The 25430-nt window shown below is 72.8% G+C and carries 23 protein-coding genes; 13 read left to right on the top strand and 10 right to left on the bottom strand.

Features of this window, described 5'->3' with window-relative positions; translation table 11 throughout:
- Positions 1–108 precede the first annotated feature (108 nt).
- Complete coding sequence (gene ftsH, locus PUR26_RS30420) at positions 109–2130, top strand: ATP-dependent zinc metalloprotease FtsH (protein WP_329877343.1); 2022 nt, start codon at positions 109–111, stop codon at positions 2128–2130.
- Between the two features lie 101 nt (positions 2131–2231).
- Positions 2232–2837, top strand: a complete 606-nt coding sequence (folE, locus tag PUR26_RS30415) for a GTP cyclohydrolase I FolE (protein WP_329877341.1) — start codon at positions 2232–2234, stop codon at positions 2835–2837.
- Positions 2838–3045: 208 nt separating this feature from the next.
- Here folE and PUR26_RS30410 read toward each other — a convergent pair whose 3' ends face one another.
- From PUR26_RS30410 to PUR26_RS30385, 6 genes are all read right to left on the bottom strand, one after another.
- Positions 3046–3522: a DUF3180 domain-containing protein gene (locus tag PUR26_RS30410; protein WP_329877339.1), complete on the bottom strand. Its 477-nt coding sequence runs from the start codon at positions 3520–3522 to the stop codon at positions 3046–3048.
- Between the two features lie 51 nt (positions 3523–3573).
- On the bottom strand, positions 3574–4173 hold the full coding sequence (gene folK / locus PUR26_RS30405) for a 2-amino-4-hydroxy-6-hydroxymethyldihydropteridine diphosphokinase (protein WP_329877337.1): 600 nt from the start codon (positions 4171–4173) through the stop codon (positions 3574–3576).
- Positions 4170–4529 (bottom strand): dihydroneopterin aldolase, encoded by a 360-nt coding sequence (gene folB / locus PUR26_RS30400; RefSeq protein WP_105868679.1) that lies wholly within the window; start codon positions 4527–4529, stop codon positions 4170–4172. Before folB ends, folK begins: the two co-directional genes overlap by 4 nt.
- A 121-nt stretch (positions 4530–4650) precedes the next feature.
- Positions 4651–5112, bottom strand: a complete 462-nt coding sequence (locus PUR26_RS30395; RefSeq protein WP_329877333.1) for a nuclear transport factor 2 family protein — start codon at positions 5110–5112, stop codon at positions 4651–4653.
- Positions 5109–5966 (bottom strand): dihydropteroate synthase, encoded by an 858-nt coding sequence (gene folP, locus PUR26_RS30390; protein WP_329877331.1) that lies wholly within the window; start codon positions 5964–5966, stop codon positions 5109–5111. Before folP ends, PUR26_RS30395 begins: the two co-directional genes overlap by 4 nt.
- A 128-nt stretch (positions 5967–6094) precedes the next feature.
- Complete coding sequence (locus tag PUR26_RS30385; protein WP_329877329.1) at positions 6095–7945, bottom strand: transglutaminaseTgpA domain-containing protein; 1851 nt, start codon at positions 7943–7945, stop codon at positions 6095–6097.
- Positions 7946–8204: 259 nt separating this feature from the next.
- Here PUR26_RS30385 and PUR26_RS30380 point away from each other — a divergent pair, with 259 nt between their 5' ends.
- Positions 8205–9317, top strand: coding sequence for an alpha/beta hydrolase (locus PUR26_RS30380; RefSeq protein ID WP_329877327.1), 1113 nt, complete (start codon positions 8205–8207; stop codon positions 9315–9317).
- Positions 9318–9411: 94 nt separating this feature from the next.
- Here PUR26_RS30380 and PUR26_RS30375 read toward each other — a convergent pair whose 3' ends face one another.
- Entirely contained in the window at positions 9412–10575 is a 1164-nt protein-coding gene (locus PUR26_RS30375) for an ABC transporter ATP-binding protein (RefSeq protein WP_329877325.1), read from the bottom strand.
- A 309-nt stretch (positions 10576–10884) separates the two neighbouring features.
- On the opposite strand from PUR26_RS30375, the gene PUR26_RS30370 reads away from it, so the two are divergent.
- The 4 genes from PUR26_RS30370 to PUR26_RS30355 all read left to right on the top strand — a co-directional run bounded on the left by PUR26_RS30370 (position 10885) and on the right by PUR26_RS30355 (position 14756).
- Entirely contained in the window at positions 10885–11703 is an 819-nt protein-coding gene (locus tag PUR26_RS30370; protein WP_329877399.1) for an ABC transporter permease, read from the top strand.
- Positions 11704–11706: 3 nt separating this feature from the next.
- The gene (locus PUR26_RS30365; RefSeq protein ID WP_329877323.1) at positions 11707–12504 is read left to right on the top strand and encodes an ABC transporter permease; all 798 of its coding nucleotides are present in this window, start codon (positions 11707–11709) and stop codon (positions 12502–12504) included.
- Between the two features lie 55 nt (positions 12505–12559).
- The gene (locus PUR26_RS30360; RefSeq protein ID WP_329877321.1) at positions 12560–13537 is read left to right on the top strand and encodes an ABC transporter substrate-binding protein; all 978 of its coding nucleotides are present in this window, start codon (positions 12560–12562) and stop codon (positions 13535–13537) included.
- A 97-nt stretch (positions 13538–13634) separates the two neighbouring features.
- Positions 13635–14756: a hypothetical protein gene (locus PUR26_RS30355; RefSeq protein ID WP_329877319.1), complete on the top strand. Its 1122-nt coding sequence runs from the start codon at positions 13635–13637 to the stop codon at positions 14754–14756.
- 292 nt (positions 14757–15048) lie between these two features.
- Here the strand turns inward: PUR26_RS30355 and PUR26_RS30350 are convergent, their stop codons facing one another.
- Together PUR26_RS30350 and PUR26_RS30345 are read right to left on the bottom strand one after the other, a co-directional pair.
- Positions 15049–16209: an NADH-quinone oxidoreductase subunit D gene (locus tag PUR26_RS30350; protein WP_329877317.1), complete on the bottom strand. Its 1161-nt coding sequence runs from the start codon at positions 16207–16209 to the stop codon at positions 15049–15051.
- Complete coding sequence (locus tag PUR26_RS30345) at positions 16206–17438, bottom strand: SAM-dependent methyltransferase (protein WP_443077223.1); 1233 nt, start codon at positions 17436–17438, stop codon at positions 16206–16208. Before PUR26_RS30345 ends, PUR26_RS30350 begins: the two co-directional genes overlap by 4 nt.
- Before the next feature lie 98 nt (positions 17439–17536).
- On the opposite strand from PUR26_RS30345, the gene PUR26_RS30340 reads away from it, so the two are divergent.
- A complete protein-coding gene (locus tag PUR26_RS30340; protein WP_329877313.1) occupies positions 17537–18736 on the top strand; it encodes a sensor histidine kinase in 1200 nt (399 codons plus the stop codon).
- A gap of 17 nt (positions 18737–18753) precedes the next feature.
- Positions 18754–19428: a response regulator transcription factor gene (locus PUR26_RS30335; protein WP_329877311.1), complete on the top strand. Its 675-nt coding sequence runs from the start codon at positions 18754–18756 to the stop codon at positions 19426–19428.
- 535 nt (positions 19429–19963) lie between these two features.
- Here PUR26_RS30335 and PUR26_RS30330 read toward each other — a convergent pair.
- Positions 19964–21085: a DUF5937 family protein gene (locus PUR26_RS30330; protein WP_443077222.1), complete on the bottom strand. Its 1122-nt coding sequence runs from the start codon at positions 21083–21085 to the stop codon at positions 19964–19966.
- A 91-nt stretch (positions 21086–21176) separates the two neighbouring features.
- On the opposite strand from PUR26_RS30330, the gene PUR26_RS30325 reads away from it, so the two are divergent.
- The 4 genes from PUR26_RS30325 (at position 21177) to PUR26_RS30310 (ending at position 25430) form a co-directional block, all read left to right on the top strand.
- Positions 21177–21365 (top strand): hypothetical protein, encoded by a 189-nt coding sequence (locus PUR26_RS30325; RefSeq protein WP_329877309.1) that lies wholly within the window; start codon positions 21177–21179, stop codon positions 21363–21365.
- Positions 21366–21796: 431 nt separating this feature from the next.
- Positions 21797–22696 (top strand): Rossmann-like and DUF2520 domain-containing protein, encoded by a 900-nt coding sequence (locus tag PUR26_RS30320; RefSeq protein ID WP_329877307.1) that lies wholly within the window; start codon positions 21797–21799, stop codon positions 22694–22696.
- Positions 22693–23703, top strand: a complete 1011-nt coding sequence (gene panC, locus PUR26_RS30315) for a pantoate--beta-alanine ligase (protein WP_329877305.1) — start codon at positions 22693–22695, stop codon at positions 23701–23703. Before PUR26_RS30320 ends, panC begins: the two co-directional genes overlap by 4 nt.
- A complete protein-coding gene (locus PUR26_RS30310) occupies positions 23700–25430 on the top strand; it encodes an L-aspartate oxidase (protein ID WP_329877303.1) in 1731 nt (576 codons plus the stop codon). Before panC ends, PUR26_RS30310 begins: the two co-directional genes overlap by 4 nt.

Here is a 25430-nt window from a genome sequence, read left to right as displayed (position 1 = left end):
GAAGGCGGCCACGGGTGACAATGCTGGGGTACCGTCCGAAGAACAGTCTTTTCTCATAGCAGCATTTACCTACGGGCAGGAGGGACGGGGCGTCATCGCTCCGTATGGATGGACGTGAAGCGATACTTCCGTGGGCCGGTCATGTGGATCGTGCTGGCCGTCCTCGCCGTGGTCGTGTTGATGCAGGTCGTCGGCTCGTCGGGCGGCTACAAGACGGTGGACACCGGTGAGGTCGTCCAGGCGATCGACAAGAACCAGGTGGACCAGGTCAAGCTGACCACCGGCGACGAGCAGATGATCAAGGTCGACCTCAAGGACGGCCAGAAGGTCAAGGACAGCGACAAGATCCAGGCGAGCTACATCGGCACCCAGGGTTCCGACCTCGCCGCCACGCTGCAGAAGAAGTTCGAAGCGGGCGACATCGACAAGGGCTACACGGTCTCTCCGTCGAAGCAGAGCCCGTTCGTCTCGGTGCTGCTCTCTCTGCTGCCCTTCGTGCTCATCGTCGTGGTCTTCCTGTTCCTGATGAACCAGATGCAGGGCGGCGGCTCCCGGGTCATGAACTTCGGGAAGTCCAAGGCCAAGCTCATCACCAAGGACACCCCGAAGACGACCTTCGCCGACGTGGCGGGGTCCGACGAGGCCGTCGAGGAACTCCACGAGATCAAGGAGTTCCTCCAGGAGCCGGCGAAGTTCCAGGCCGTCGGCGCCAAGATCCCCAAGGGTGTGCTGCTCTACGGCCCGCCCGGTACGGGCAAGACGCTGCTCGCGCGCGCCGTCGCCGGCGAGGCGGGCGTGCCGTTCTACTCGATCTCGGGTTCCGACTTCGTCGAGATGTTCGTCGGTGTCGGCGCCTCCCGTGTGCGTGACCTCTTCGAGCAGGCCAAGGCGAACGCCCCGGCGATCGTCTTCGTCGACGAGATCGACGCCGTCGGCCGGCACCGCGGTGCGGGCCTCGGCGGTGGTCACGACGAGCGTGAGCAGACCCTCAACCAGCTGCTGGTCGAGATGGACGGCTTCGACGTCAAGGGCGGCGTCATCCTGATCGCCGCCACGAACCGTCCCGACATCCTCGACCCGGCGCTGCTGCGCCCCGGCCGTTTCGACCGGCAGATCGCCGTCGACCGTCCGGACATGCAGGGCCGTCTGGAGATCCTCAAGGTCCACCAGAAGGGCAAGCCGGTCGCCCCGGACGTGGACCTCGGTGCCGTGGCCCGCCGCACTCCGGGCTTCACCGGCGCGGACCTGTCGAACGTGCTGAACGAGGCCGCGCTGCTCACCGCGCGCAGCAACCAGAAGCTCATCGACAACCACATGCTGGACGAGGCGATCGACCGTGTGGTCGCGGGCCCGCAGAAGCGGACCCGGATCATGTCGGACAAGGAGAAGAAGATCACCGCGTACCACGAGGGCGGACACGCCCTGGTCGCGGCCGCTTCCCCGAACTCCGACCCGGTCCACAAGATCACCATCCTGTCCCGGGGCCGCGCCCTGGGCTACACGATGGTGCTCCCGGAAGAGGACAAGTACTCGACCACGCGCAACGAGATGCTCGACCAGCTGGCGTACATGCTGGGCGGGCGCGCGGCCGAGGAGCTGGTCTTCCACGACCCGACCACGGGCGCGGCCAACGACATCGAGAAGGCCACCGCCACGGCCCGCGCGATGGTCACGCAGTACGGCATGACCGAGCGGCTCGGCGCGATCAAGTTCGGTGGTGACAACACCGAGCCCTTCCTCGGCCGTGAGATGGCGCATCAGCGCGACTACTCGGAAGAGGTCGCCGCGCTGGTCGACGAAGAGGTCAAGAAGCTCATCGAGACCGCGCACAACGAGGCCTGGGAGATCCTCGTCGAGAACCGTGACGTCCTCGACAACCTGGTCCTCCAGCTGCTGGAGAAGGAGACCCTCGGCAAGGAGGAGATCGCCGAGATCTTCGCCCCGATCGTGAGGCGCCCGGCCCGCCCGGCGTGGACCGGCTCCTCGCGGCGTACGCCCTCCACGCGTCCGCCGGTCCTCTCCCCCAAGGAGCTCGCGCTCACCAACGGAGCCGCGGCCTCCAACGGCACCGCCCCCACGGAAGGCGTACCGGCGACGGACGCCGTTCCGGAGGAGCGCCCGGAGAGCTGACAGCCCGGCTCACCAGCCCCGGAATGGATGCCGCGCCCCCCAGGTTTTAGCCTGTGGGGGCGCGGTTTTTCGCGTACTCAGGTAAAGGGAACGAGGCACACATGACCGACCCGGTGACGCTGGACGGCGAGGGCAGGATCGGCGAGTTCGACGAGAAGCGCGCCGAGAACGCCGTACGTGAACTCCTCATCGCGGTCGGCGAGGACCCGGACCGTGAGGGTCTGCGCGCGACGCCCGGCCGGGTGGCCAGGGCGTACAAGGAGATATTCGCGGGGCTGTGGCAGGAGCCCGAGGACGTGCTGAGCACCACGTTCGACCTCGGTCATGACGAGATGGTCCTGGTGAAGGACATCGAGGTGTTCTCGACCTGCGAGCACCACCTGGTGCCGTTCCGGGGCGTGGCCCACGTCGGTTACATCCCCTCGACCTCCGGAAAGATCACCGGGCTGTCGAAGCTGGCCCGGCTGGTGGATGTGTACGCCCGCCGCCCGCAGGTGCAGGAGCGCCTCACCACGCAGGTCGCCGACTCGCTGATGAAGATCCTGGAGCCGCGCGGAGTGGTCGTGGTGATCGAGTGCGAGCACATGTGCATGTCGATGCGCGGCATCCGCAAGCCCGGGGCGAAGACGCTCACCTCGGCCGTGCGCGGTCAGCTGCGCGACCCGGCGACCCGCGCCGAGGCCATGAGCCTGATCATGGCGAACTGACCCCGCCCCCGCAGGGGGCCGTGAGCGGTGAGGCCCGAAGGCCGTGGCCGCCCGGCCGGCCTTCGGGACGGGCATCGGCGGTCGGGTGGGGCGCAGCCCGGAGCCCGGGACACAGGGACCCCATGAGGGCCGTAGGACGGTCCCGCGCGCCGATGCAGTCCTGCCCGGTGCCGGGAGGGTCCGGGCGGCCGCCGGGACCCTCCGGACCTCAGACGGAGGCGGCGCCCTCGTCGTCGTCCTCCGGAAGCTTGCACACCCGCTCCAGGAACAGGGCCGCCGCGATCACCGCGATCCCCGCCACCACCGCGAAGCCGGCGTAGATCGCCTGATCACGGCGGGCGGGGATGTCGAGCGAGCCGAGCAGGAAGACGCCGACGCCGGCGTACATCCCGGACACCAGCGCGGCGACCAGGGCGCTCGCCTGGCCGAAGACCACCGCGCGGGCGGCCATCATCGGCTCCACGCCCTTCGCGCCGGCCACCCGGGCGCGCTGGGCGCGCAGCCGGGACCGGAGCGAGAGCGCGGTCGCGGCGAGGACGACGGCGATCACGGCCAGCACGATCGGTGCGGCAAGCGGCACGCTCGGCAGGGTGCCGAACGACTCCCACAGCCGCGCGGCGCCCCAAGACAGGACTCCGGCCACCACGAACAGACCGGCCAGTACCTTGACCCGCAGTTGCTTCACCGGGTGTCCTTCATGTCGTCGTTGCCGTACGGACCTCGCGGTCACCCACGACTATTCGGGCAGGCGCAGTTCCAGGTCGGCACGGGCCTGGACGCCGTCCCGGCCGAGACCGGCCAGCAGATCGGCGACCGGCCCCACGCCCGGCAGCTGGGCCGCCGGGTCCACGTCGTGCCACGGAGCGAGCACGAAGGCCCGCTCGTGCGCCCGGGGGTGCGGGAGGGTGAGGACGGGGTCGTCGGAGACCACGTCCGCGTACGTCACGATGTCGACGTCGATGGTGCGCGCGCCCCAGCGCTCGTCGCGGACGCGGTGGAACGCCTCCTCGATGGCGTGGGCCCGCTCCAGCAGGGAGGCGGGGGGCAGCGTCGTCTTCACGAGGACGACCGCGTTGAAGTACGAAGGCTGGGTGCCCGGGTCGACGCCCCAGGGCTCCGTCTCGTACACCGGGGAGACGGCCTTGACCCGGACGCCCGGGGTGTCCTCCAGGGCGTCGACGGTGCCCTGGAGGGTCTCCATGCGGTTGCCCAGGTTCGCCCCGAGGGACAGCACGGCCCACTTCGGGTTGGAGAGCGTGGTGTCGGCCGCGTCGACCTGCTCCACCACGGACGCGGGCACCGGCTGTACCGTCGGGTCGCTCTGCGTGCTGTTCATGCGCGGCTCCGGGTGATGGTGATGGTGACGTCGTCGAAGGGCACGGTGATCGGGGCGTCCGGCTTGTGCACGACCACCTCGACCTCCTGGACCCCTTCGTGCTTGAGGCACTGCTGGGCGATGCGCTCGGCGAGGGTCTCGATCAGGTCGACCGGTTCTCCCTGGACGACATCCACGACCTCCTCGGCGACGACGCCGTAGTGCACGGTCTTCGCCAAATCGTCATCGGCCGCCGCGGGGCGGGTGTCGAGGCCGAGCACCAGGTCCACGATGAAGGTCTGGCCCTCCTCGCGCTCCCTGGGGAAGACGCCATGGTGCCCGCGGGCCTTGAGGCCGCGCAGCGCGACACGATCCACGCGAATCACTCCTGCTGTCGTTGGTCTTGCGGGCACGCGACCGGGTGCGGACGGCGCGCTGCCACCACTCGAATCTACCTGCGAGCACCGACAACACTCGTCCATGGGCTCGCTTACCCACTCAGGACGCGTTCTCGTCGTCCTCCTCCTCCCCGGATTCCGCGAGAACGGGTGAACCGTGGTGCGACCAGATACGCCATCCCTCGGCCGTGCGGCGGAACACGTTCGTGGCGACCACGAGCTGGCCGACGAGCGGGCCCAGTTCGGCGCCGTCCTCCGCCGGCCCTCCGCTGAGGATGTTCTCGGTGCAGGTGACCAGTGCGGTGTCCCCGGAGACGGAGACCCTCACATCGGTCAGGAAGAACTGGATGTACTCCGTGTTCGCCATGATCAAGGCGTACGAGCGGAGCACCTCGCCCCGGCCGGAGAGCACCGGCCAGCCCGGGTGCACACAGGAGATGGCCCCGTGGGCGTCGTCCAGCCAGAGCTCGGAGATCTCCTCGAAGTCGCCGCGCTCCATCGCCTCGTAGAACGCGGTGTTGGCCCGCTCGACCGCCTCGGTGTCCGTGCGCGCGTCGCTCACAGGGCGCCCTCGACCGCGCGCGCCACCCGGACGGCGTCGGCCGTGGCCCGCACCTCGTGGACCCGTACCGCCCAGGCGCCCTCGTGCGCGGCGATCGCCGACACGGCGGCGGTGGCCGCGTCCCGCTCCCTGGCGGGTGGCACCGCGCCCTCCCCTGCCAGTACCCGGCCGAGGAACCGCTTCCTGGAGGCGGCGACCAGCAGCGGGTGGCCCAGGCCGCGCAGCTCCCGCAGGTGTGCCACCAGGGCGAGGTCGTGCTCGGCCTGCTTGGCGAAGCCGAGCCCCGGGTCGAGGACGATCCGCTCCGGGGCGACGCCGCCGGCGACGACGGCCTCCAGGCGCGCCCGGAGCTCGTCGACGACCTCGCGCACCACGTCGTCGTAGACCGCGCGGCTGTTCATGTCCTGGCTGAAGCCGCGCCAGTGCATGACGACGAAGGGCACCTCGGCGGCGGCGACGGAGGGGACCATCTCGGGGTCGGCCAGGCCGCCGCTCACGTCGTTGACCAGGACGGCGCCGGCCTCGACCGCCCGGCGCGCGACGGAGGCGCGCATGGTGTCGACGGAGACGGTGACCCCCTCGGCCGCGAGGCCGCGGACGACGGGCACGACGCGCCGCAGCTCCTCGTCCTCGTCGACCCGGGAGGCGCCCGGGCGGGTCGACTCACCGCCGACGTCCACCAGGTCGGCCCCCTGGGCCGCCAGCTCCAGCCCGTGCTTGACGGCGGCCGTGGTGTCGAACCAGCGGCCACCGTCGGAGAAGGAGTCGGGCGTCACATTGACGACCCCCATGACCGCACAGCGGTCCCACTCCGGCAGGCCCCGGGCCGTGCCTCGTCCGCGCAACGTACTCATACGACCAGCCTAGGGGGTGTCTCGTCGATCCTGCCGGGCTCGCGACGCCTGGCACCGCGCCTCGCCGCGTCGTCGTTCCCGGGGGTGCCCGGTGGCGCGGGTCGGCCCGGCGGCCGCCCGGCACCGGTTCAGGCCGCGCGGACCTCGTGCTCGCCCGGCGACGGCGCGAGGTGGGCGCACGGGCGGGCCGTGCGGGTGGCGCGGCGGCGGGCGAAGGGGCGCGGGAGCTCGAACGTCACGAAGCCCTCGGCCTGCATCGCGGCGAAACCGATCCGCGGCAGGTCACGGGTGTTGCGGTACACCACGAAGCGCGGTTCCCAGCGTGGCTGGAACTTGGCGTTGAACTTGTACAGCGACTCGATCTGGAACCAGCGGGAGAGGAAGACCAGCAGCCCGCGCCAGACCCGCAGCACCGGTCCCGCGCCCAGTTTCTCGCCGCGGGCCAGGGCCGCGCGGAACATCGCGAAGTTCAGCGAGACCCGTGTGATGCCCAGCTTCGGGGAGCTCTGGAGCGCGGCGACGATCAGCAGTTCGTTCATGCCGGGGTCGGCGGAGCGGTCGCGGCGCATCAGCTCCAGCGACATGCCGTCCGTACCCCACGGCACGAAGTGGATGATCGCCTTCAGGTCGCCGTACGGAGAGGTGCCCGGCTCGCCGTCGGCCGCGTCGGCCTTGTGGGCGGTGGCGATGACGGCGTCACCGTCCGCCGGGTCGCCGATCCGGCCCAGCGCCATGGAGAAGCCCCGTTCGGTGTCGGTGCCGCGCCAGTCGGCCGCGGCCCGCCGTATGCGCTCCAGCTCGCCGTCCGAGAGGTCACGGGCCCGCCGGACCCGGGTCTCGTAGCCATTGCGCTCGATGCGCTTGACCATCTGGCGCACGTTCCGCATGGCGCGCCCGCTCAGGGAGAAATCCGCCACGTCCACCACCGCCTCGTCGCCGAGCTCCAGCGCGTCCAGGCCGGTCTCCCGGGTCCAGACCTCGCCGCCCGTCTCGGAGCAGCCCATCACCGCCGGGGTCCAGGAGTGGGCCTTGGCCTCGTCCATGAACCGCTCGATCGCGCCGGGCCACGCCTCGACGTCCCCGATCGGGTCACCGCTGGCGAGCATGACGCCGGAGACGACCCGGTAGCAGACGGCCGCCTTGCCGCTGGGGGAGAAGACGACGCCCTTGTCGCGGCGGAGCGCGAAGTGGCCGAGGGAGTCGCGGCCGCCGTGCCGGGAGAGCAGCACGCGCAGCCGGTCCTCGTCGTCCTCGGTGAGCCGGGCGACCGGGTGCTCGGGCCGGAGCGCCAGATAGATCGTGGTGATAGCGGTCAGCAGGCCGAGTGCGCCGAGCGAGTACCCGACGGTCCAGGAGACGCTGCCGTGGTAGCCGACCGGCCCCTCGACGCCGAACAGGCCGAACAGGACGTGCTCCAGGCGGTCGCTGAGGCTGGGGCTGCCGATGACCCTCCCCGGGTGGGCGCTGACGATGACCAGGCCCAGCGCGATCGAGCCGGCGCCCATCAGGACGAAGTTCGCGAGGGCCTTCCAGCGGCTGCGCGGATCGGGCAGGGCGGCGAACTGGTTCCGGTGGCGCAGCAGCAGCGCCAGCAGCACCAGCGAGAAGACCACCCCGACGATCGAGTGGCGGTAGACGAACTGCGCCACCGCCCCCACCGGCAGCAGGACGACGGCCGCGCGCCAGGCGCGGCGCTTGTGGCGCTTGAGCCCGTGGGCGAGGAGCAGCAGCAGGACGCCGACGCCGAGCGAGAGCGCGGCGGACAGCGGCCCGAGGGTACCGGGGAGCACCTCGGCGACGGCGTGCATCCTGCTGGCCCGGAACCGGGGGAAGACCCCGGCCGCGATGTCGACCAGGCCGATGAACGTGCAGGCCGTGCCGACCAGCGCCGGGACCCTCTCGGCGCGTGGTCCGCGCAGGACGCGGCGTACCCGATTCGGAACCGATCCCGAATTATCCCCATCTACCGTGACAGACATCGCTTCCCAAGGCTCCGCAAGAGTTCGTTGTGTCCCCTTCGGCCGCAATGACTCGGCCCGGACAATGTGCGCTCTCTAGGACGGCGCTCGGGGGACGCGGGTTCACTCGCCCCGGGAAATTCTCGACGAGGCGTCCGGGACGAGGCGTCCGGGGCGAGGCGGCGTCCAGGACGATGCGTCCGGGGCGAGCGTCCGAGGAAGGACCCGAGGACATGTCCGCGGAAGACGTAGCACTCGACGGAGAAGGCTAGATCGACACATGGGTCTCACCAGCAACAAGGTCCTCGCGTTGGCCACGCTGCTGGCCGTGGCGCTGTTCGCCGCCACGGTCTGGCTGTGGCCGCGGCTCGCCCGCGGCGGCTGGCGCGCGGTCTCCGGGAGGGTGGGGCTGCTGCTGGCCACCCAGCTGGCGCTGTTCGCGTCGGTCGGTCTCCTGGCCAACAACTACTTCCTCTTCTACGGCTCCTGGGCCGATCTGTTCGGCCAGAAGCAGGACATGGGCGTGGTGGTCGACCACTCGGCCGGCGGCGGCAGAGTCAAGGTCGTCGGACGGCAGAAGCTCGACGTCCCGGGCGGCGGTCGCCCGGAGACCGGGGGCCAGATCCAGAAGGTCGTCATCGTCGGCGAGAAGTCGAAGATCGACAGTCCGGCGTACGTCTACCTGCCGCCGGAGTACTTCCAGCCGGAGTACGCCGGGAAGACCTTCCCCGCGTCCGTCGTGCTGACCGGCTATCCGGGGACCGCCGAGAACCTGCTCAAGGGGCTGAAGTACCCGCGGACGGCGTACGACCAGGCCAAGTCCGGGAAGATGCAGCCGATGATCCTGGTCATGATGCGGCCGACCGTGGCCCCGCCCCGGGACACCGAGTGCGTCGACGTCCCGGGCGGTCCGCAGTCGGAGACGTACTTCGCCGAGGACCTGCCCCGGGCGATCTCCTCGGCGTACCGGGTCGGGACGGAGCCGCGGAACTGGGGCTTCATGGGGAACTCCACGGGCGGCTACTGCGCCCTGAAGATCGCGATGCACCATCCGGAGAGGTTCGCGGTGGGCGTGGGCCTGTCCGCCTACTACAAGGCCGCGGAGGACGTCACGACCGGTGACCTGTTCCACGGCGACCGCAAGCAGAGGCAGCGGGCCGACCTGCTGTGGAGCCTCGACAACCTGAAGCCCGGCGCGTCGTCGTTCCTCGTCACCACGTCCGAGCAGGGCGAGGGCAACCTGAAGGCGACCCGGGCGTTCATCGGGAAGGTGAAGGCGCCCGCGCGTGTCTCGTCGATCACCCTCGACAGCGGCGGGCACAACTTCAACACCTGGACCCGCGAGATCCCGCCCGCCCTCGCCTGGATGAGCGGCCGCCTCAAGGCGGCCTGAGCGGGACCCCGGCGGGGGGCGCAGGCCGTTCGGGGCGGACGTTCGGGGCGGACGGGGATTGGGGTGTGTACGGGGATGCCCCCGGCGGGCCGTTTCAGGCGGGGCGCCGGCCGGTCCGGCTGACGGTCTCGACCTCCACGGCGCTACGGGGGACGGCTTGGGCGTCCGCGTCGATCGAGCGGCGCAGTGCCTCGTGCAGCCGGGCCGGGGTCAGCACGCCCAGGAACCGGCCCCGTTCCTCCCGGTCGATGACCGCGATCCAGCCCGCGTCGTGCTGGAGCATGGTGGCGAACGCCTGCTTGAGCGAGGCGCCGACCGGCAGCCAGGCGTCCATCCGCCGGGCGTGGTCGCGTACGGACCCCTTGGCGCGGGCGGCCTGTTCGGCGGAGATCCAGCCGTGCAGGTTGTCCTCGCGGTCCAGGACGACGGCCCAGCGCGAGTCCAGCTCACGGGGCAGCGGGTCGTCGAGGTGGACGACCGGCGGCTGGTCGAGGTCGCCCTCCTCGATGGGGGTGACGGAGAGCCGCTTGAGGCCGCGGTCCGCGCCGACGAAGTCCGCGACGTACGGGGTGGCCGGGGCGCCGAGGACCGCGGCCGGGGCGTCCAGCTGCTCGATCCGGCCCTGGCCGTAGACGGCGATGCGGTCCCCGAGCCGGACCGCCTCCTCGATGTCGTGGGTGACGAAGAGGACCGTCTTGCGCACCTGGGACTGGAGCTTGAGGAACTCGTTCTGCAGGTGCTCGCGCACCACCGGGTCGACCGCGCCGAACGGCTCGTCCATCAGCAGCACGGGCGGATCCGCCGCCAGGGCCCGGGCGACGCCCACGCGCTGGCGCTGACCGCCGGAGAGCTGCTCCGGGTAGCGGCCGCCGTACACCGACGGGTCGAGGCCGACCAGGTCGAGGAGCTCGGCGGCGCGGGCGTGGGCCTGGGCGCGCCGGACGCCCAGGAGGTGGGGGACGGTCGCGGTGTTCTCCAGGACCGTTCTGTGCGGGAAGAGCCCGACCTGCTGGATGACGTATCCGATGCGGCGGCGGAGCCGGACGGGGTCGACGGCGGATATGTCCTGGCCGTCGACGGATATCCGGCCCTCGGTCGGTTCGATGAGCCGGTTGACCATTTTCATGGTGGTGGTCTTGCCGCAGCCCGACGGGCCGACCAGGGTGACGAGTTCGCCCTCGGCCACCTCGAACGACAGGTCGTCGACGGCGGTCGTTCCGTCCGGGTACCGCTTCGTGACGTGCTCGAATCGGATCATGGTTCCCCATTGTGGCCGGTGGTCACCGGTCCTGTGTGAATGCGGTGTTGCCGGGCTGTGGAAGCTCTCGGCGATTGTCGGTGGCGGGGGATAGGGTCGTTTTCCGGTCGAACAACGGATCGGGCGGGGGAGCGGGACGAGCATCGGACGGGGGATCGGGGCAGGGGCCGTAGGGCCGTCGACCGGATCGTCCGGACATGGAGGGCGCGGCACCGTTGCCGGGCCGGGCGGTATCGGGGCGGGACCGGGGTATACGGGGTCGGATCGCGTCAGGGGCGGGGGTGGGCGGGGATGAGCGGGGTGGTGACGGTGGCGGCGCAGAACTGTCTGGCGGCCAATGACTGGATCTGCGCGGAGTATGTCCGTTCGCGCGCCCAGGAGCTGACCGATGCCACGGTCCAGCACATCTGGATCACGGTCGTCTCGGTGCTGATCGGCCTGGCGGTGGCCTTTCCGCTGGCCCTCCTGGTGCGTGCCAGGCCGCGGTGGGCGGGGCCGGTGCTGGGCCTCACGACCGTGCTCTACACGATTCCGTCGCTGGCGATGTTCTCGTTGCTCCTGCCACTTCTGGGGCTCTCGGCGGCGCTTGTGGTGACGGGGCTCGTGCTCTACTCCCTGACGATCCTCGTACGGAACATCCTCGCCGGGCTGGCGGCGGTTCCCGCCGAGGCCCGGGAGGCGGCGCGGGGCATGGGGTACGGGCCCGGGCGGCTGCTGTGGGAGGTCGAACTGCCGCTGGCGCTGCCCGCCCTGATGGCGGGGGTGCGGATGGCGACGGTGTCGACGATCGCCCTGACGACCGTGGGAGCACTCGTCGACCACGGCGGACTCGGCACCCTCATCACCTCGGGGCTGAAGAGCTTCTTCAAGGCGCAGGTCCTCACCGCCTCGGTGCTGTGCGTGCTGCTGGCGGTCGCGGCGGACCTGCTGCTTCTCGGCCTCCAGCGGATGCTGACGCCATGGACCCGGGCGGGGGGCGGGCGCGGGCGCGGCCGGACCGGCGAGGGCGGGTCACGTGCGGACGGGTCACGTGCGGTCGGCCGACCGCGTGAGGGCGGACGGACGAGCGAGGGCGGACGAATACGCGCGGGCGGCGGCCTGCGCGGTGACGTGAGCAAGGCGGGCTGAGCGATGGACGCGGTGGCCGGTGCCTGGACATGGCTGACGACGGGAGCCAACTGGCAGGGCGAGAGCGGGGTGTGGAACCGGCTCGCCGAGCACCTGTACTTCAGCGGTGTGTGCCTGACGGTCTCCTGCCTGATCGCCCTGCCGCTCGCGCTGTGGCTCGGGCACATCGGCAAGGGCGGTGCTCTCGCCGTCAACATCTCCAACATCGGGCGGGCCGTGCCCACGCTGGCCGTACTGGTGTTGCTGACCCTCACTCCGCTCGGCAGGCACGGGGACCTGCCGACCGTCATCGCGCTGGTGCTCTTCGCCGTACCGCCGCTGCTCACCAACGCCTACCTGGGCATGCGCGAGGTGGACCGGGCGGTCGTCGAGGCGGCACGCGGCATGGGGATGTCGGGAGGCCAGGTCTTCCGCAAGGTGGAGCTCCCGCTCGCGTACCCGATGGTGATGACCGGGCTGCGCTCGGCGACGGTCCAGGTGATCGCCACCGCGACCCTCGCCGCGATGGCGGGCGAGGGCGGTCTGGGCCGGATCATCACCGCCGGGTTCAACACCTACGACACCCCGCAGGTGGTCGCGGGAGCGCTGATCGTCGGTGTGCTGGCCCTGGCGGTGGAGGGGGTTCTGGTGGTCGTGGGACGAGTCTTCGACCCCATGCGGCGCCGTGCCACCGGCACGCCCGACAGCACCCACAGCACCGACCCGACCGACCCGACCGACCCGACCGGCACCACCGACAGCACCGGCGCCACCGAGGCCACCGCGAGCCCGGCCGGCGCGGCTCCCGCCGCCACCGGCTGACCGGCCCGGCCCCACTGTTTCGACCGAACCATCGACATTCCGGACGGAGATCGTGATGAGCAGGACCTCGCGCATGGCGGGTGCGGTACTGGCCGTGGCGGCACTGACGGCCGGGCTGGCCGCGTGCGGTGGCGACAGCCTGGAGAAGAAGAGCGGATCGGGGGACTCCAAGGCCGGGAGCGGCTCCAAGGGCACCCTGGTCATCGGCTCCGCGGGCTTCACCGAGGCCAACGTACTGGCGGAGCTGTACGCCCAGGTCCTGGGCGACGCCGGATACACCACCTCCATCAAGACCGTGGAGAATCGCGAGCTGTACGAACCGTCCCTGGAGAAGGGCGAGATCGACGTCGTACCGGAATACGCGGCTACGCTTGCGGAATTCCTGAACGCCAAGGTGAACGGCCCCAAGGCGACGGAGGAGAAGCCGGTCGCGTCCAGCGATGTCACGGCCACCGTCGCGGCGTTGGAGAAGCTCGCGGGACCGCGTGGACTGAAGGTGCTGCCGGCCGGTCCGGCGGTCGATCAGAACGCCTTCGCCGTCACCAGGGAATTCGCCGACAAGAACAGCCTCAAGACCCTTTCCGACCTGGGTTCCTCGAAGCTGAAGGTGAAGATCGCGGCGGGTGACGAGTGCGAGATACGGCCGTTCTGCGCACCGGGGCTGAAGAAGACCTACGGAATCGATGTGACGGGCATCGATCCCAAGGGCGTCGGTACGCCGCAGTCCAAGCAGGCGGTGAAGGACGGCATCGACCAGCTCGTGCTGACCACCACCACCGACGCCACGCTGGACAACTTCGGACTGGTGCTCCTCGAGGACGACAAGAAGCTCCAGAATGCCGACAACGTCCTGCCCGTCGTCAATGCGAAGGACGCGGGTTCGGCGGAGATCGCCGCCGCTCTCGACAAGATCACCAAGGCCCTCACGACGCAGGATCTGATCGAGTTGAACAGGAAGGTCGACGCCGAACGCGCAAAGCCCGGTGACGCCGCGAAGGCTTACCTGGAGGCGAAGGGCATCCTCAAGAAGTAACGGCCGGTGAGGGGAAGTCGGCCCGTCATGATCACAGGGCCGAAACATTGCCGGGCCGACACCCCATGGGGCACCCACGCACGGTAAATTTCAGGCCATGCCACGTGGACGCCACCGCCATTCCCCACCCCTGCACAGGCTTCTGCCGCCTTCCGCGGTCGCCGGAGCGGCCGTTCTCAGTGCCGGCGGCACCTGGCTCTTCGCCGATCCGCTGGTCCTGCGCGTCCTGGCCGCCGCCGCTGCCGCCGCGGCCGTCACCGGCTCGGTGCTGATGCGCGGGTGGGACCGGGCGGCGGGCCGCCGGGTCGCCGAGCTGACCCGGGCACGGGCCGGCGACCAGTGGAAGACCGAGGAGCGCATAGCCGAGCTGGAGACCGACGTCGAGGAGTCCCGCGAACTGCGCGCCAAGCTCGACGCCAAGCTGCGCGCCAAGCGGGTCGAACTGGCCGCGCTGCGCAACGAGCACGCCGAGCTGCTGCGGCGGTACGCCACGGCCGAGACCGAGCGCGCCAGTGCGCTGGAAGGCCGCCGTCAGCTCGCACTGGAGGCTGCCGCGCCCACCAGCGAGCTGACGTCCTCGGACTCCGCGACCACCCCGGGCGCGTACCTCCGGGCCGCCGAGGCGCTGAAGAGCCTTTCGCGCAACGCCGCTGCCCAGGAGGCCCGGCGCACCACCGAGGAGGCCCGGCGCCGTGACCTGGCCGAGCGTGCCGGGGAGGCGGACGAGCCGCAGGGGAAGCACGCGGCGGCCGCCGGAGGAGCGCCGCGGCAGGCGCGCCCGGCGTCCGCCCTTCCCGCCAGGCGCCCCGTCCCGGCCGCGGCCGCGGTCGTGCCGTACACCCAGCGCCGTCAGGCCTCGCGTCTTGAGGGCGGGTTCGACTTCTTCGGCACGCAGACCGGGAGCGACGCTCAGGGCCGGAACGACGCCCAGAGCGGGAACGACGCCCAGGCGGGAGCCGAGGAGCGGGAGGCCGGCCGGCCGGACCGGACGGCGGCGCAGGACGGCCCGGCCGGGCAGGGGGCGGCGAGGAAGGCCGTGGCCGCCATCGAGTCCGTGCAGGACGAGGATCTGGCGGACGTCGTGGGCGAGGAGGCCCTGGCCGCGCATCTGACGACGCGGCGGGCCGAGGAGCGGGCGGTCGGCAAGGTCATCGACCTCACCGCACACGACGAGACCGAGCAGTTCGACGTGGTGCGGCTGCGGAACGCGGTCGGCTGATCCGGCGGCCGTCCGGTCCGGTGGTCGTCCGATGCGGCGGCTGTCCGGTCCGGTGGTCGTCCGATGCGGCGGCCGTCCGGTCCGGTGGTCCTCCGATGCGGCGGCTGTCCGGTCCGGTGGTCGTCCGGCCCGGCGGTCCCCATGTTCCGGCAGACGGCAGACGGCAGACGGCAGACGGCAGACGGCAGACGGCGGGCGTGGGCGGGGCTCCCGTCCGCGCCCGCCGCCCGCCGTCGCCATGCCCGTCCGTCCGTCTGCCCGTCTGCCCGTCCGGACCCAGCCGTCCCGGCGCCTACTTGTCGATGTCGCCGACGACGAAGAAGAGCGATCCGAGGATCGCCACCATGTCCGCGACCAGGGTTCCGGGCAGCAGCTCGGTGAGGGCCTGGATGTTGTTGTACGACGCCGAGCGGAGCTTCAGGCGGTAAGGGGTCTTCTCCCCCTTGGAGACCAGGTAGTAGCCGTTGATGCCGAGCGGGTTCTCGGTCCAGGCGTACGTGTGGCCCTCGGGTGCCTTGAGGACCTTGGGAAGCCGCTGGTTGATCGGGCCCGGCGGCAGGCCGGCCATCCGGTCGAGGCAGGCGTCGGCGAGGTCCAGCGCGTTGTGCGTCTGCTCCAGCAGGCACTCGAAGCGGGCCAGGCAGTCCCCCTCCTCGCGGGTGACCACCTTCAGGGTGTCCTGGAGCTCTCCGTACGCCAGGTACGGCTCGTCACGGCGCAGGTCGAAGTCGACGCCGGAGGCACGGGCGATCGGGCCGCTCACGCCGTACGCGTGGACCGCCGCGGCCGACAGGACGCCGACGCCGCGCGTCCGGCCCCGGAAGATCTCGTTGCCGAGGACGAGGCGGTCGTAGACGTCCATCCGGGAGCGGACGTTCGCGACGGCCGTACGGGCACGGCCCAGCCAGCCGGCCGGCAGGTCCTCCTTGAGGCCGCCGACGCGGTTGAACATGTAGTGCATCCGCCCCCCGGAGACCTCCTCCATCACGTTCTGGAGCTCCTCGCGCTCGCGGAACGCGTAGAAGACCGGGGTGATACCGCCCAGTTCGAGGGGGTAGGAGCCGAGGAACATCAGGTGGTTGAGCACCCGGTTCAGCTCGGCGAGCAGGGTGCGGGTCCACACCGCGCGCTCGGGGACCTCCATGCCGAGCATCCGCTCGACGGCCATGACGACACCGAGCTCGTTGGAGAAGGCGGACAGCCAGTCGTGCCGGTTGGCCAGCATGATGATCTGGCGGTAGTCGCGCGCCTCGAAGAGCTTCTCGGCTCCCCGGTGCATATAGCCGATCACCGGCTCGGCGTGCTGGATCACCTCGCCGTCCAGCACCAGGCGGAGGCGGAGCACGCCGTGGGTGGAGGGATGCTGGGGCCCGATGTTCAGCACCATGTCGGTGCTCTCGGCGGCGCCGCCGATGCCGACCGTGGTCTCCCTGGTCTCCGTGGTCTCCGTCATGCCGGACAGTATCCCCCTCCCGGCACGCTCTGGAGCAGCCAGGTGAAGTCGCCGAGGCCGCCGCGGGCCGTCAGCTCGGCGGCCTCGCCGGCCGCCGCGAGAGCGCGGACGTACCCGGCCGGGTCCCTGGAGGCGAGCGCCAGGGGCGGGCGCTCGCCGCTGACCCCGAGCCTTCGCAGGGCCTCCCGCTGCCGTACGAGCTCCGTACCGGCGGGGGCCCGCGCGGCACCGGACGCCGGGCGGGCGGGCCCGGCCGGGGGAGGGGTGGGGCCGGGCGGTGCCGGACGCGCGGGACCGCCGGCCGGCCGCGGGGGCGTACCGGACGCGGCGACGGCACCCGCCTCGGCGCAGGCGTCCAGCGCCACGTGGGACGTGAGGTCGCAGCTGCCGTCCGGGACGGGGCGGCACTCCTGTCCGCCGCGGAAACCCGTCAGGGTGCCGAACGGGGGCCGTTCCCCGGCGGCGTGCGCGTAGTCCACGGCAACCGCGAGCCCGGCCGTGAGGGTGCCCACCGCCCCGGCCCACGCCTCGTCGCGCGGGCGCCCGATCTCGGCGCGCTCGCCCGGCTCCCGCAGCGGCCACCAGCGCGCCAGCCAGGCGGCGTCGGCCCCTGTCACCGGCGCGCCGAGCCGTTCCGTACCGTCGGCCGCGACCTCGACGTACCGGGGCGTGCCCGTCCCGTCCGCCTCGGCGACGTCCAGCGGGACGTTGTCCAGCCACTCGTTCGCGAAGAGGAGCCCGCGCGCCCCCGAGGGGGGCCGGGCGACCCACTCGACGCGGGGGTCCAGCCCGGCCGGCCGGGGGGCGCGCTCCACGGCGTACGCCCGTACGGCCAGGCCGTCGGGCACCGCGGCCAGCACGCCCGTCAACAGCTCGCCCCGCCCCGCCCCCATGTCGACCAGTGCGACCTCGTCGGTGCCCAGGTCCCCGGCCACCCGGGTCAGCAGCCGGGCCACGGCGGTGGCGAACAGGGCCGACGCGTGCACGGAGGTACGGAAGTGTCCGGCGGGGCCCTCGGGCCGCAGGTAGAAGCCGCCGGGTCCGTACAGCGCGGCCTCGGTCGCCTCCCGCCACCCCGCCCAGGCCCCGGCCTCGACTCCGGCCCCCGGGCAGGCCCCGGCTCCGGTCCCGGCTCCGGTCCCGGCTCCGGCCCGGGAGGCTGCCGGGGCCCCGTCCTCGTCCCCGGCCCCGCCGGCGTCCGGCGCGCCGTGTTGACACGTCTCATCCATCACGTGCCCCAGTCTCCACCTTGGGGAGTACGCCCCTTCCGAACGGATCGCACCTCCGGTTGACCCGTGCACCTATCGGTTTCCCTACGCTGGGTCACGTGCAGCGCCTTTACGACTTCATCCGCAGACACCCGACGGGCGTCGACAGCTTCTGGGCTGTGATGCTCCTCGGGTTCTCCATGCTGTGGGTGGTCCAGGACCCGGTGGGTGCCCGGCCCCGTGTGGCGGCCGCGGCGATCGTCCTGCTGCTCTGCCTGGCCGTCGCGCTGCGCCGCCGCGCGCCGGAGAAGATGCTGGTGCTCACCGCGGTCCTCGGCGTCGCCCAGCTGGTGCTGGGCGTCCAGACCAACCCGGCGGACTTCGCGATGCTCGTCGTCATCTACACGGTCGCCGCGCACGACGGTCCGCGCTGGGCGTCGCGGCTCGCGCTGGCCGGCGGGGTGTGCGCGGCGCCGCTGTCCCAGCTGCGCTGGCCGGTGGAGGACGTCAGCGTCCCCGGCAAGATCTTCTTCACCGTCGTGATGACGGTGCCGTTCGTCCTCGCCTGGGTCCTCGGGGACTCGCTGCGGACCCGGCGGGCGTACTTCGCGCAGCTGGAGGAGCGCGCCTCCCGGCTGGAGAGGGAGCGCGAGGCGCAGTCCAAGGTCGCGGTGGCCGCCGAACGCGCCAGGATCGCCCGCGAACTCCACGATGTCGTCGCCCACAACGTGTCCGTCATGGTCGTCCAGGCCGACGGCGCCGCCTATGTCCTCGACAGCTCGCCCGACCTGGCCAGGCAGGCGCTGGAGACCATCTCGACCACGGGCCGCCAGGCGCTCGCCGAGATGCGCAGGCTCCTGGGCGTGCTGCGCACCGGCGAGCACCAGGAGGCGGGCGAGTACGTACCGCAGCCCGATGTGGGCCAGATCGAGGACCTGGTCGAGCAGGTGCGCGGTGCGGGCCTGCCCGTCGACTTCAGGATCGAGGGCACCGCGCGACCGCTGCCGAGCGGTGTCGAGCTCACCGCCTACCGCATCGTCCAGGAGGCGCTGACCAACACCCGCAAGCACGGCGGCCCGGACGCGGGGGCGAGCGTGCGGCTGGTGTACTTCGACGACGGCCTCGGTCTGCTGGTCGAGGACGACGGGCGGGGCGCCGCGCACGAACTGTACGAGGACGGCGGCGCCGACGGCCGTGGCCACGGACTGATCGGCATGCGGGAACGGGTCGGTATGGTCGGCGGCACCCTGGACGCCGGGCCACGGCCGGGCGGCGGCTTCCGGATCAGCGCCCTGCTCCCCCTCAAGCCCGCCCACTGAGCTGTGAAGGAACCCGCATGACCATCCGAGTGATGCTCGTCGACGACCAGATGCTTCTGCGTACCGGTTTCCGGATGGTGCTCGCCGCCCAGCCGGACATGGATGTCGTCGCGGAGGCGGGCGACGGGGCCGAGGCGATCGACAACCTGCGCTCCACCGCCGTCGACGTGGTCCTGATGGACGTCCGCATGCCCAGGCTCGACGGCGTCGAGGCCACCCGGCGGATCTGCGCCGCGCCCGACGCCCCCAAGGTCCTCATCCTCACGACCTTCGACCTGGACGAGTACGCCTTCTCAGGACTGAAGGCGGGCGCCAGCGGGTTCATGCTCAAGGACGTGCCGCCGGCCGAGCTGCTCTCCGCGATCCGCTCCGTGCACAGCGGCGACGCGGTGGTCGCCCCGTCCACGACGCGGCGGCTGCTGGACCGCTTCTCGCCGATGCTGCCGTCCACCGGCAAGGAGCCGCAGCACGCGTCGCTGGCGAAGCTGACCGAGCGGGAGCGCGAGGTCATGATGCTGGTCGCGCAGGGGCTGTCGAACGGTGAGATCGCCGCCCGCCTCGTCCTGTCCGAGGCCACCGTCAAGACGCATGTGGGCCGCATCCTCACCAAGCTGGGCCTGCGGGACCGGGTCCAGGTGGTGGTCCTGGCGTACGAGACGGGCCTGGTGCGCGCCGGCGGCGCGGCCGGCTGACCGGACCGGACAGGGCGGGCGCGGACCGCGACCGCGCCGGTCCCGGCGCCGCCGTTGCCGTTCGCCGTTGCCGTTGCCGTTGCCGTTCGCCGTTGCCGTTCGCCGTTCGCCGTTGCCGTTGCCGTTGCCGTTGCCGTTGCCGTTGCCGTTCGCCGTCGCCGTCGCCGTCGCCGTCGCGGGGGCGCGGCCGTGCGGCCTCGCGGCGGGAAGGGTACGGCGGCGGGGCCGCAGTGATGGCCTGTTTCTGCCCCCCCTGAGCGGGCGACAAGGCGCCGGACGTCCCCGGGAAGGTGCGGAACCAGTCGTTCCGGTTTGGTTGTCGGGGGGCGGGCGGAGGCGCCGGGGCTTGCTCCGGCCCTCCCGACGGGCCGACGGGCCGGCGGTACTCGGCCGTACCGCACGGGTCGCACGGCTCGGGTCCGTGCAGCTCGGTCCGTACGGCGCGGGTCCGTACGGCTGAGGTCCGTGGCTCCGGCCGTACCGCCCGGCCCCCGTGAAGCCCCGCCCACCGCCGGACCGTTTACCGCCGGACCGTTTACCGCAGGACCGTCTCCAGGAAGTCGCCGCCGATCCGGGCCACGGCGGCCACGTCCAGCTGGTGCAGGACGTAGCGGCCACGCCGTCGCGTGGTGGTGAGCTGCGCCTTCTTCAGTACGGCGAGGTGGCGGGAGACCTCCGGTGAGGTGATGCCGTGCGTTTCGGCGAGCTCCCCGGTCGTGTACGCGGCGCGCGCGAGCTGCCGGCACAGGCGCATCCGCAGGGGGTGGGCCAGCGCCTCCATCCGGAGCTGGAGCAGCTCGACCGAGGCGGGTCCCGGCAGCTCGGGCGCGCCGACCGGGTAGTGCACGACGGGCCGCCAGCCCGGCGCGTGGAGCACCATGAGATGCGGCCACCCGAAGCTCGACGGCACGAAGGAGACCCCGGCGCCGACGGCCGGGTCCATGGCGCTCGTACGGCCGCTCATCAGCTTGTCCACCTCGATGCGCGTGGCGCCGCCCTCCTCCCGGAGCGTGACGGCCGCTGAGACCGCGTGCAGCGTCTCCCGCAGGCCCTTGCGGCGCAGCAGCTCGGTCTTGTGCCGGGCGTCGGCCGCCAGGCCGGGCTGGACGCGCCGCCAGGTGTCGGCGAAGAACGCCTCGTCGCAGTCCTCGAAGAGCCTGCGGAGCCAGGCGCGCACGCCGCCGGGGTCGGCCAGCAGGCGCCGGGTGAAGTCCGCCTGCCGGGGCCCCCGGCTGGCGGCCAGCTCCAGGGCGCGGTCGGCACGGACGGTGCCGGCGCAGTCCGTCCCGTACGAGGTGGAGCAGGTGAACTCCAGGGCGGACGCCACGAACCGGTCCTCGTCCAGCCGGTCGAGCAGGTCCAGCTCCTCGGCGAGCGTCGCACCGGTACGGCCGTCGCCCCCGCGGATGCCCGCGAACGGCATCAGGGCGTCCGAGAAGGTCGTCGTCCACAGGAAGTCCGCCTCGTGCAACCGGTCGGCGAGATCCGGCTTGAGGCCCGCCGCCGTGGCGGTCGCCCAGCCGTGCAGCCCCGGGTGGTGCCCGGGCTCGGCCAGCGCGTGCAGCGCCACGCCGAGCTCGGCGAGGGGCGAGATGTCGAAGACGATCCGCTCGGGCGGCAGGCCGGTGATGTCGATGGTCACGCTCACGTACCCCATGGTGAGGCGTCCGCGCCGTGCGGTTCGCGCCATTTGACGGGGGTTGTCAATCGACGGGTCATCACGGGCCGACGGGGCGGAGCCTGGAGCCATGAACGCGATGCAGCAGCACATGATCGACGCCTACCGCGCGGCCCAGCGGGGCGAGCAGGCTCCGCCCCCGCCCGGCGAGGGCGACTGGGCGGCCGTGCGGTCGGTCCGCGACTACCGCCGCTTCCTGGCGGTGCTGTCGGGCCGCCGTCCGGGCGGCCGGCTCCGCCCCCGCCGCGCGGCGGTCTGACGGCCGGCGGTCCCACGCGCGGCTCCCGCGCCGGTCACCGGCCCGGCGTGGCCCCCTCCGCCCCCGCGCAGGCACCCTTCCGCCCCGTCCGCGAGGCCCCCGTCCGCAACGCCCTGTCCCTCCGGCGCGGCTTCGTCCGCGCCCCCGCGCCCCCCGCCCCGCCCCCGCGCCCTCCGCCCCTTCCGTGAGCCCCCGCCCCTCCCGCCCCTCCCGCCGGGACCGCCCTCCCGCCCCGCCCACGCCCCGCGAGCCGGCCGGCTCGAACGGTCGTACGGCGCGCCGTCGCGGAGGCGGGGCGGACCGCCCGTTCCGGATGCGCCATCCGGGGCCCTGCCGTGTCCGACGGCGACCTGCCCCCCTGTAACGCTGGCGTAGCATGACGAGAAATCGTCCGGTACCCACCGCGGACTGGAACGGAAGGCCGTCGCCGCGTGAACGCATCACCAGAACCCCGCCCCGCCCGGCTCACCGTCGGCGTCGTGGGCGCCGGCCGGGTGGGTCCCGCCCTCGCCGCCTCGCTCCAGCTCGCCGGGCACCGTCCGGTCGCCGTCTCGGCGGTGTCCGACGCCTCCGTGCGCCGGGCCGCCGAGCTGCTCCCGGACGTGCCGATCGTGCCGCCCGCCCAGGTGCTGGAGCGGGCCGATCTGGTGCTGCTGACCGTTCCCGACGACGCCCTTCCCGGCCTGGTCGAGGGCCTCGCCGGGACGGGGGCCGTGCGGCCGGGCCAGCTCCTGGTCCACACGTCCGGCCGGTACGGCACCCGGGTGCTCGACCCCGCCCGCCGCGCGGGCGCCCTTCCGCTCGCGCTGCACCCCGCCATGACGTTCACCGGCACCGCCGTCGACGTACAGCGACTGGCCGGCTGCTCGTTCGGGGTGACCGCGCCCGAGGAGCTGCGGCTGGCCGCCGAGGCGCTGGTGATCGAGATGGGCGGTGAGCCCGAGTGGATCGCCGAGGAGGCCCGCCCGCTCTACCACGCGGCCCTCGCCCTCGGCGCGAACCACCTGGTCACGCTGGTCGCCCAGTCGATGGAGCTGCTGCGCGCCGCCGGTGTCGCCGCCCCCGACCGGATGCTGGGCCCGCTGCTCGGCGCCGCACTCGACAACGCGCTGCGCTCCGGTGACGCCGCCCTCACCGGCCCGGTCGCGCGCGGTGACGCGGGCACGGTCGCCGTGCACGTCGCCGAGCTGCGCAAGCACGCGCCCGCCACCGTCGCCGGATACCTGGCGATGGCCCGTACGACCGCCGACCGGGCCCTCGCCCACGGCGTGCTCAAGCCGGAACTCGCGGCGGACCTGCTCGACGTCCTCGCGGAAGGAGAGGGCCGATGAGCCGCGCCTTCGCACTGGTCCACACCCGCGAGGAGCTGGACCGCCTCCTCGACGGCTCCGCGCCCCGCGGCCGTACCGCCGTCGTCATGACCATGGGCGCCCTCCACGACGGCCACGCCGCCCTGGTCCGCGCCGCCCGCGAGCGGGTGGGACCCGAGGGCTTCGTCACCGTGACCGTCTTCGTCAACCCGCTGCAGTTCGGCGCGGGCGAGGACCTGGACCGCTACCCGCGCACGCTGGACGCCGACGTGGAGACCGCCGAGCGGGCGGGCGCCGACGCCGTCTTCGCCCCTTCCGTGGACGAGGTCTACCCGGGCGGCGAGCCCCAGGTGCGGATCACCGCCGGACCCATGGGGGAGCGCCTCGAAGGCGCGTCCCGCCCCGGCCACTTCGACGGCATGCTCACCGTCGTCGCCAAGCTGCTCCACCTGTCCCGCCCCGACGTGGCGTTCTTCGGGCAGAAGGACGCCCAGCAGCTCGCCCTGATCCGCCGCATGGCCGGGGACCTGAACTTCCCGGTCGAGATCGTGGGCGTGCCGACCGTGCGGGAGGCGGACGGGCTCGCGCTCTCCAGCCGCAACCGCTACCTGTCGCCCGCCGAGCGCCGGACCGCGCTCGCCCTGTCCGCGGCCCTGTTCGGCGCGGCGGACCGGCTCGCCGCCCAGCAGGCCCTGCGGGCCCGCGCCGAGACGCTGCCCGCCTCCCAGAGCCGGGCCGAGGCGCTCTCCCGGCTCGGCGAGTCCCGGGCCGCCGCAGACGCGCACGCGGTGGCCCAGGCGGGCCCGGGCTGCGCCGACGCGGTTCGGGCCGCCGCCCGCGTGGTACTCGACGACGCGGCGAAGGCCGAACCGCCGCTCGTCCTCGACTACCTGGCCCTCGTCGACCCGGCCGACTTCACCGAGGTCCCCGACGGGCACACCGGTGAGGCCGTCCTCGCCGTCGCCGCCAGGGTCGGGACGACCCGGCTGATCGACAACCTTCCTCTGAACTTCGGAGCCTCCGCATGACCGGCATACGACTCCAGGCGCCCGCCCCGGGCTGGGCCATCGACGCCGACGTGGTCGTGGTCGGCTCCGGCGTCGCCGGCCTGACCACGGCACTGCGCTGCACGGCCGCCGGACTGCGTACGGTCGTCGTCACCAAGGCCCGGCTGGACGACGGCTCGACGCGCTGGGCGCAGGGCGGCATCGCCGCCGCGCTCGGCGACGGGGACACCCCCGAGCAGCACCTGGACGACACCCTGGTCGCGGGCGCCGGGCTCTGCGACGAGGAGGCGGTGCGCACCCTGGTCACCGAGGGCCCCGGCGCCGTACGCCGCCTGATCGCGACCGGCGCGCGCTTCGACACCGACGCCGCCGGCACCATCGAGCTCACCCGTGAGGGCGGCCACCACCGCCGCCGCATCGCCCACGCGGGCGGTGACGCGACGGGCGCCGAGATCTCCCGCGCGCTGGTCGAGGCGGTCCGCGACGGCGCGGTCCGCATCATCGAGAACGCCCTGGTCCTGGACCTGCTGACCGACGCCGACGGGCGTACGGCGGGCGTCACCCTGCATGTGATGGGCGAGGGCCAGCACGACGGCGTCGGCGCGGTCCACGCCCCGGCGGTCGTCCTCGCCACCGGCGGCATGGGACAGGTCTTCTCCGCCACCACCAACCCGGCGGTCTCCACCGGTGACGGCGTCGCCCTGGCACTGCGGGCGGGCGCCGAGGTCAGCGACCTGGAGTTCGTCCAGTTCCACCCGACGGTCCTGTTCCTCGGCCCGGACGCCGAGGGCCAGCAGCCGCTGGTCTCCGAGGCGGTACGGGGGGAGGGCGCCCATCTCGTCGACGCGTCCGGCACCCGCTTCATGGTCGGGCAGCACGAGCTGGCCGAGCTGGCCCCGCGCGACATCGTCGCCAAGGGCATCATGCGCCGGATGCGCGAGCAGGGCGCCCAGCACATGTACCTGGACGCCCGGCACTTCGGCGCCGCGATGTGGGCCTCGCGGTTCCCCACGATCCTCGCCGCCTGCCGCGCCCACGGCATCGACCCGGTGACCGAGCCGATCCCGGTGGCCCCGGCGGCGCACTACGCCTCCGGCGGCGTCCGTACCGACCTGTCCGGCCGCACCACGGTCCCGGGCCTCTACGCCTGCGGCGAGGTCGCCTGCACCGGCGTCCACGGCGCGAACCGGCTGGCCTCCAACTCGCTGCTGGAGGGCCTGGTCTTCGCCGAGCGCATCGCCGAGCACATCGCCGCGACCGCGACGGGCGCCGCGGGGACCGGACCCGCGCCGGGCGCCGCCGCGGGGGCTCCCGCCTCCCGTCCGGCGCCCGCCCCGCTCCCGCTGCTCGACCCGGCCGCCCGCGGCCGCATCCAGCAGATCATGACCACCGGTGCCGGGGTCCTGCGGTCGGCCGCCAGCCTGGCCGAGGCCGCCGAGCAGCTGGACGCCGTCCGCGCGGACGCCGCCGACGACCGCGGGGCCGGCGACCGCAAGGCCGCCGAACCCGGTGTCGACTCCTGGGAGACCACCAACCTGCTGTGCGTCGCCCGTGTCCTGGTCGCCGCCGCCCGCCGCCGCGAGGAGACCCGCGGCTGCCACTGGCGCGAGGACCGTCCCGACCGCGACGACGCGGGCTGGCGCCGCCACCTGGTCGTACGCCTCGCCCCCGACCGGGCCCTGGACGTCCGTTCCACCGACACCCAAGACTTCCCCCCGATCGCCGCCGCAACCCGCAGGGAGCCGTAA

Source organism: Streptomyces sp. SP18CS02 (assembly GCF_036322365.1).
Taxonomy (GTDB): domain Bacteria; phylum Actinomycetota; class Actinomycetes; order Streptomycetales; family Streptomycetaceae; genus Streptomyces.
This window is presented reverse-complemented; position numbering and strand designations above follow the sequence as displayed.

Coding starts and splice junctions, on each gene's coding strand:
- ftsH (WP_329877343.1), top strand. CDS start 109: ATGGACGTGAAGCGATACTTCCGTGGGCCGGTCATGTGGATCGTGCTG.
- folE (WP_329877341.1), top strand. CDS start 2,232: ATGACCGACCCGGTGACGCTGGACGGCGAGGGCAGGATCGGCGAGTTC.
- folK (WP_329877337.1), bottom strand. CDS start 4,173: ATGAACAGCACGCAGAGCGACCCGACGGTACAGCCGGTGCCCGCGTCC.
- folP (WP_329877331.1), bottom strand. CDS start 5,966: ATGAGTACGTTGCGCGGACGAGGCACGGCCCGGGGCCTGCCGGAGTGG.
- PUR26_RS30385 (WP_329877329.1), bottom strand. CDS start 7,945: ATGTCTGTCACGGTAGATGGGGATAATTCGGGATCGGTTCCGAATCGG.
- PUR26_RS30380 (WP_329877327.1), top strand. CDS start 8,205: ATGGGTCTCACCAGCAACAAGGTCCTCGCGTTGGCCACGCTGCTGGCC.
- PUR26_RS30375 (WP_329877325.1), bottom strand. CDS start 10,575: ATGATCCGATTCGAGCACGTCACGAAGCGGTACCCGGACGGAACGACC.
- PUR26_RS30365 (WP_329877323.1), top strand. CDS start 11,707: ATGGACGCGGTGGCCGGTGCCTGGACATGGCTGACGACGGGAGCCAAC.
- PUR26_RS30360 (WP_329877321.1), top strand. CDS start 12,560: ATGAGCAGGACCTCGCGCATGGCGGGTGCGGTACTGGCCGTGGCGGCA.
- PUR26_RS30355 (WP_329877319.1), top strand. CDS start 13,635: ATGCCACGTGGACGCCACCGCCATTCCCCACCCCTGCACAGGCTTCTG.
- PUR26_RS30350 (WP_329877317.1), bottom strand. CDS start 16,209: ATGACGGAGACCACGGAGACCAGGGAGACCACGGTCGGCATCGGCGGC.
- PUR26_RS30345 (WP_443077223.1), bottom strand. CDS start 17,438: ATGGATGAGACGTGTCAACACGGCGCGCCGGACGCCGGCGGGGCCGGG.
- PUR26_RS30335 (WP_329877311.1), top strand. CDS start 18,754: ATGACCATCCGAGTGATGCTCGTCGACGACCAGATGCTTCTGCGTACC.
- PUR26_RS30330 (WP_443077222.1), bottom strand. CDS start 21,085: ATGGGGTACGTGAGCGTGACCATCGACATCACCGGCCTGCCGCCCGAG.
- PUR26_RS30325 (WP_329877309.1), top strand. CDS start 21,177: ATGAACGCGATGCAGCAGCACATGATCGACGCCTACCGCGCGGCCCAG.
- panC (WP_329877305.1), top strand. CDS start 22,693: ATGAGCCGCGCCTTCGCACTGGTCCACACCCGCGAGGAGCTGGACCGC.
- PUR26_RS30310 (WP_329877303.1), top strand. CDS start 23,700: ATGACCGGCATACGACTCCAGGCGCCCGCCCCGGGCTGGGCCATCGAC.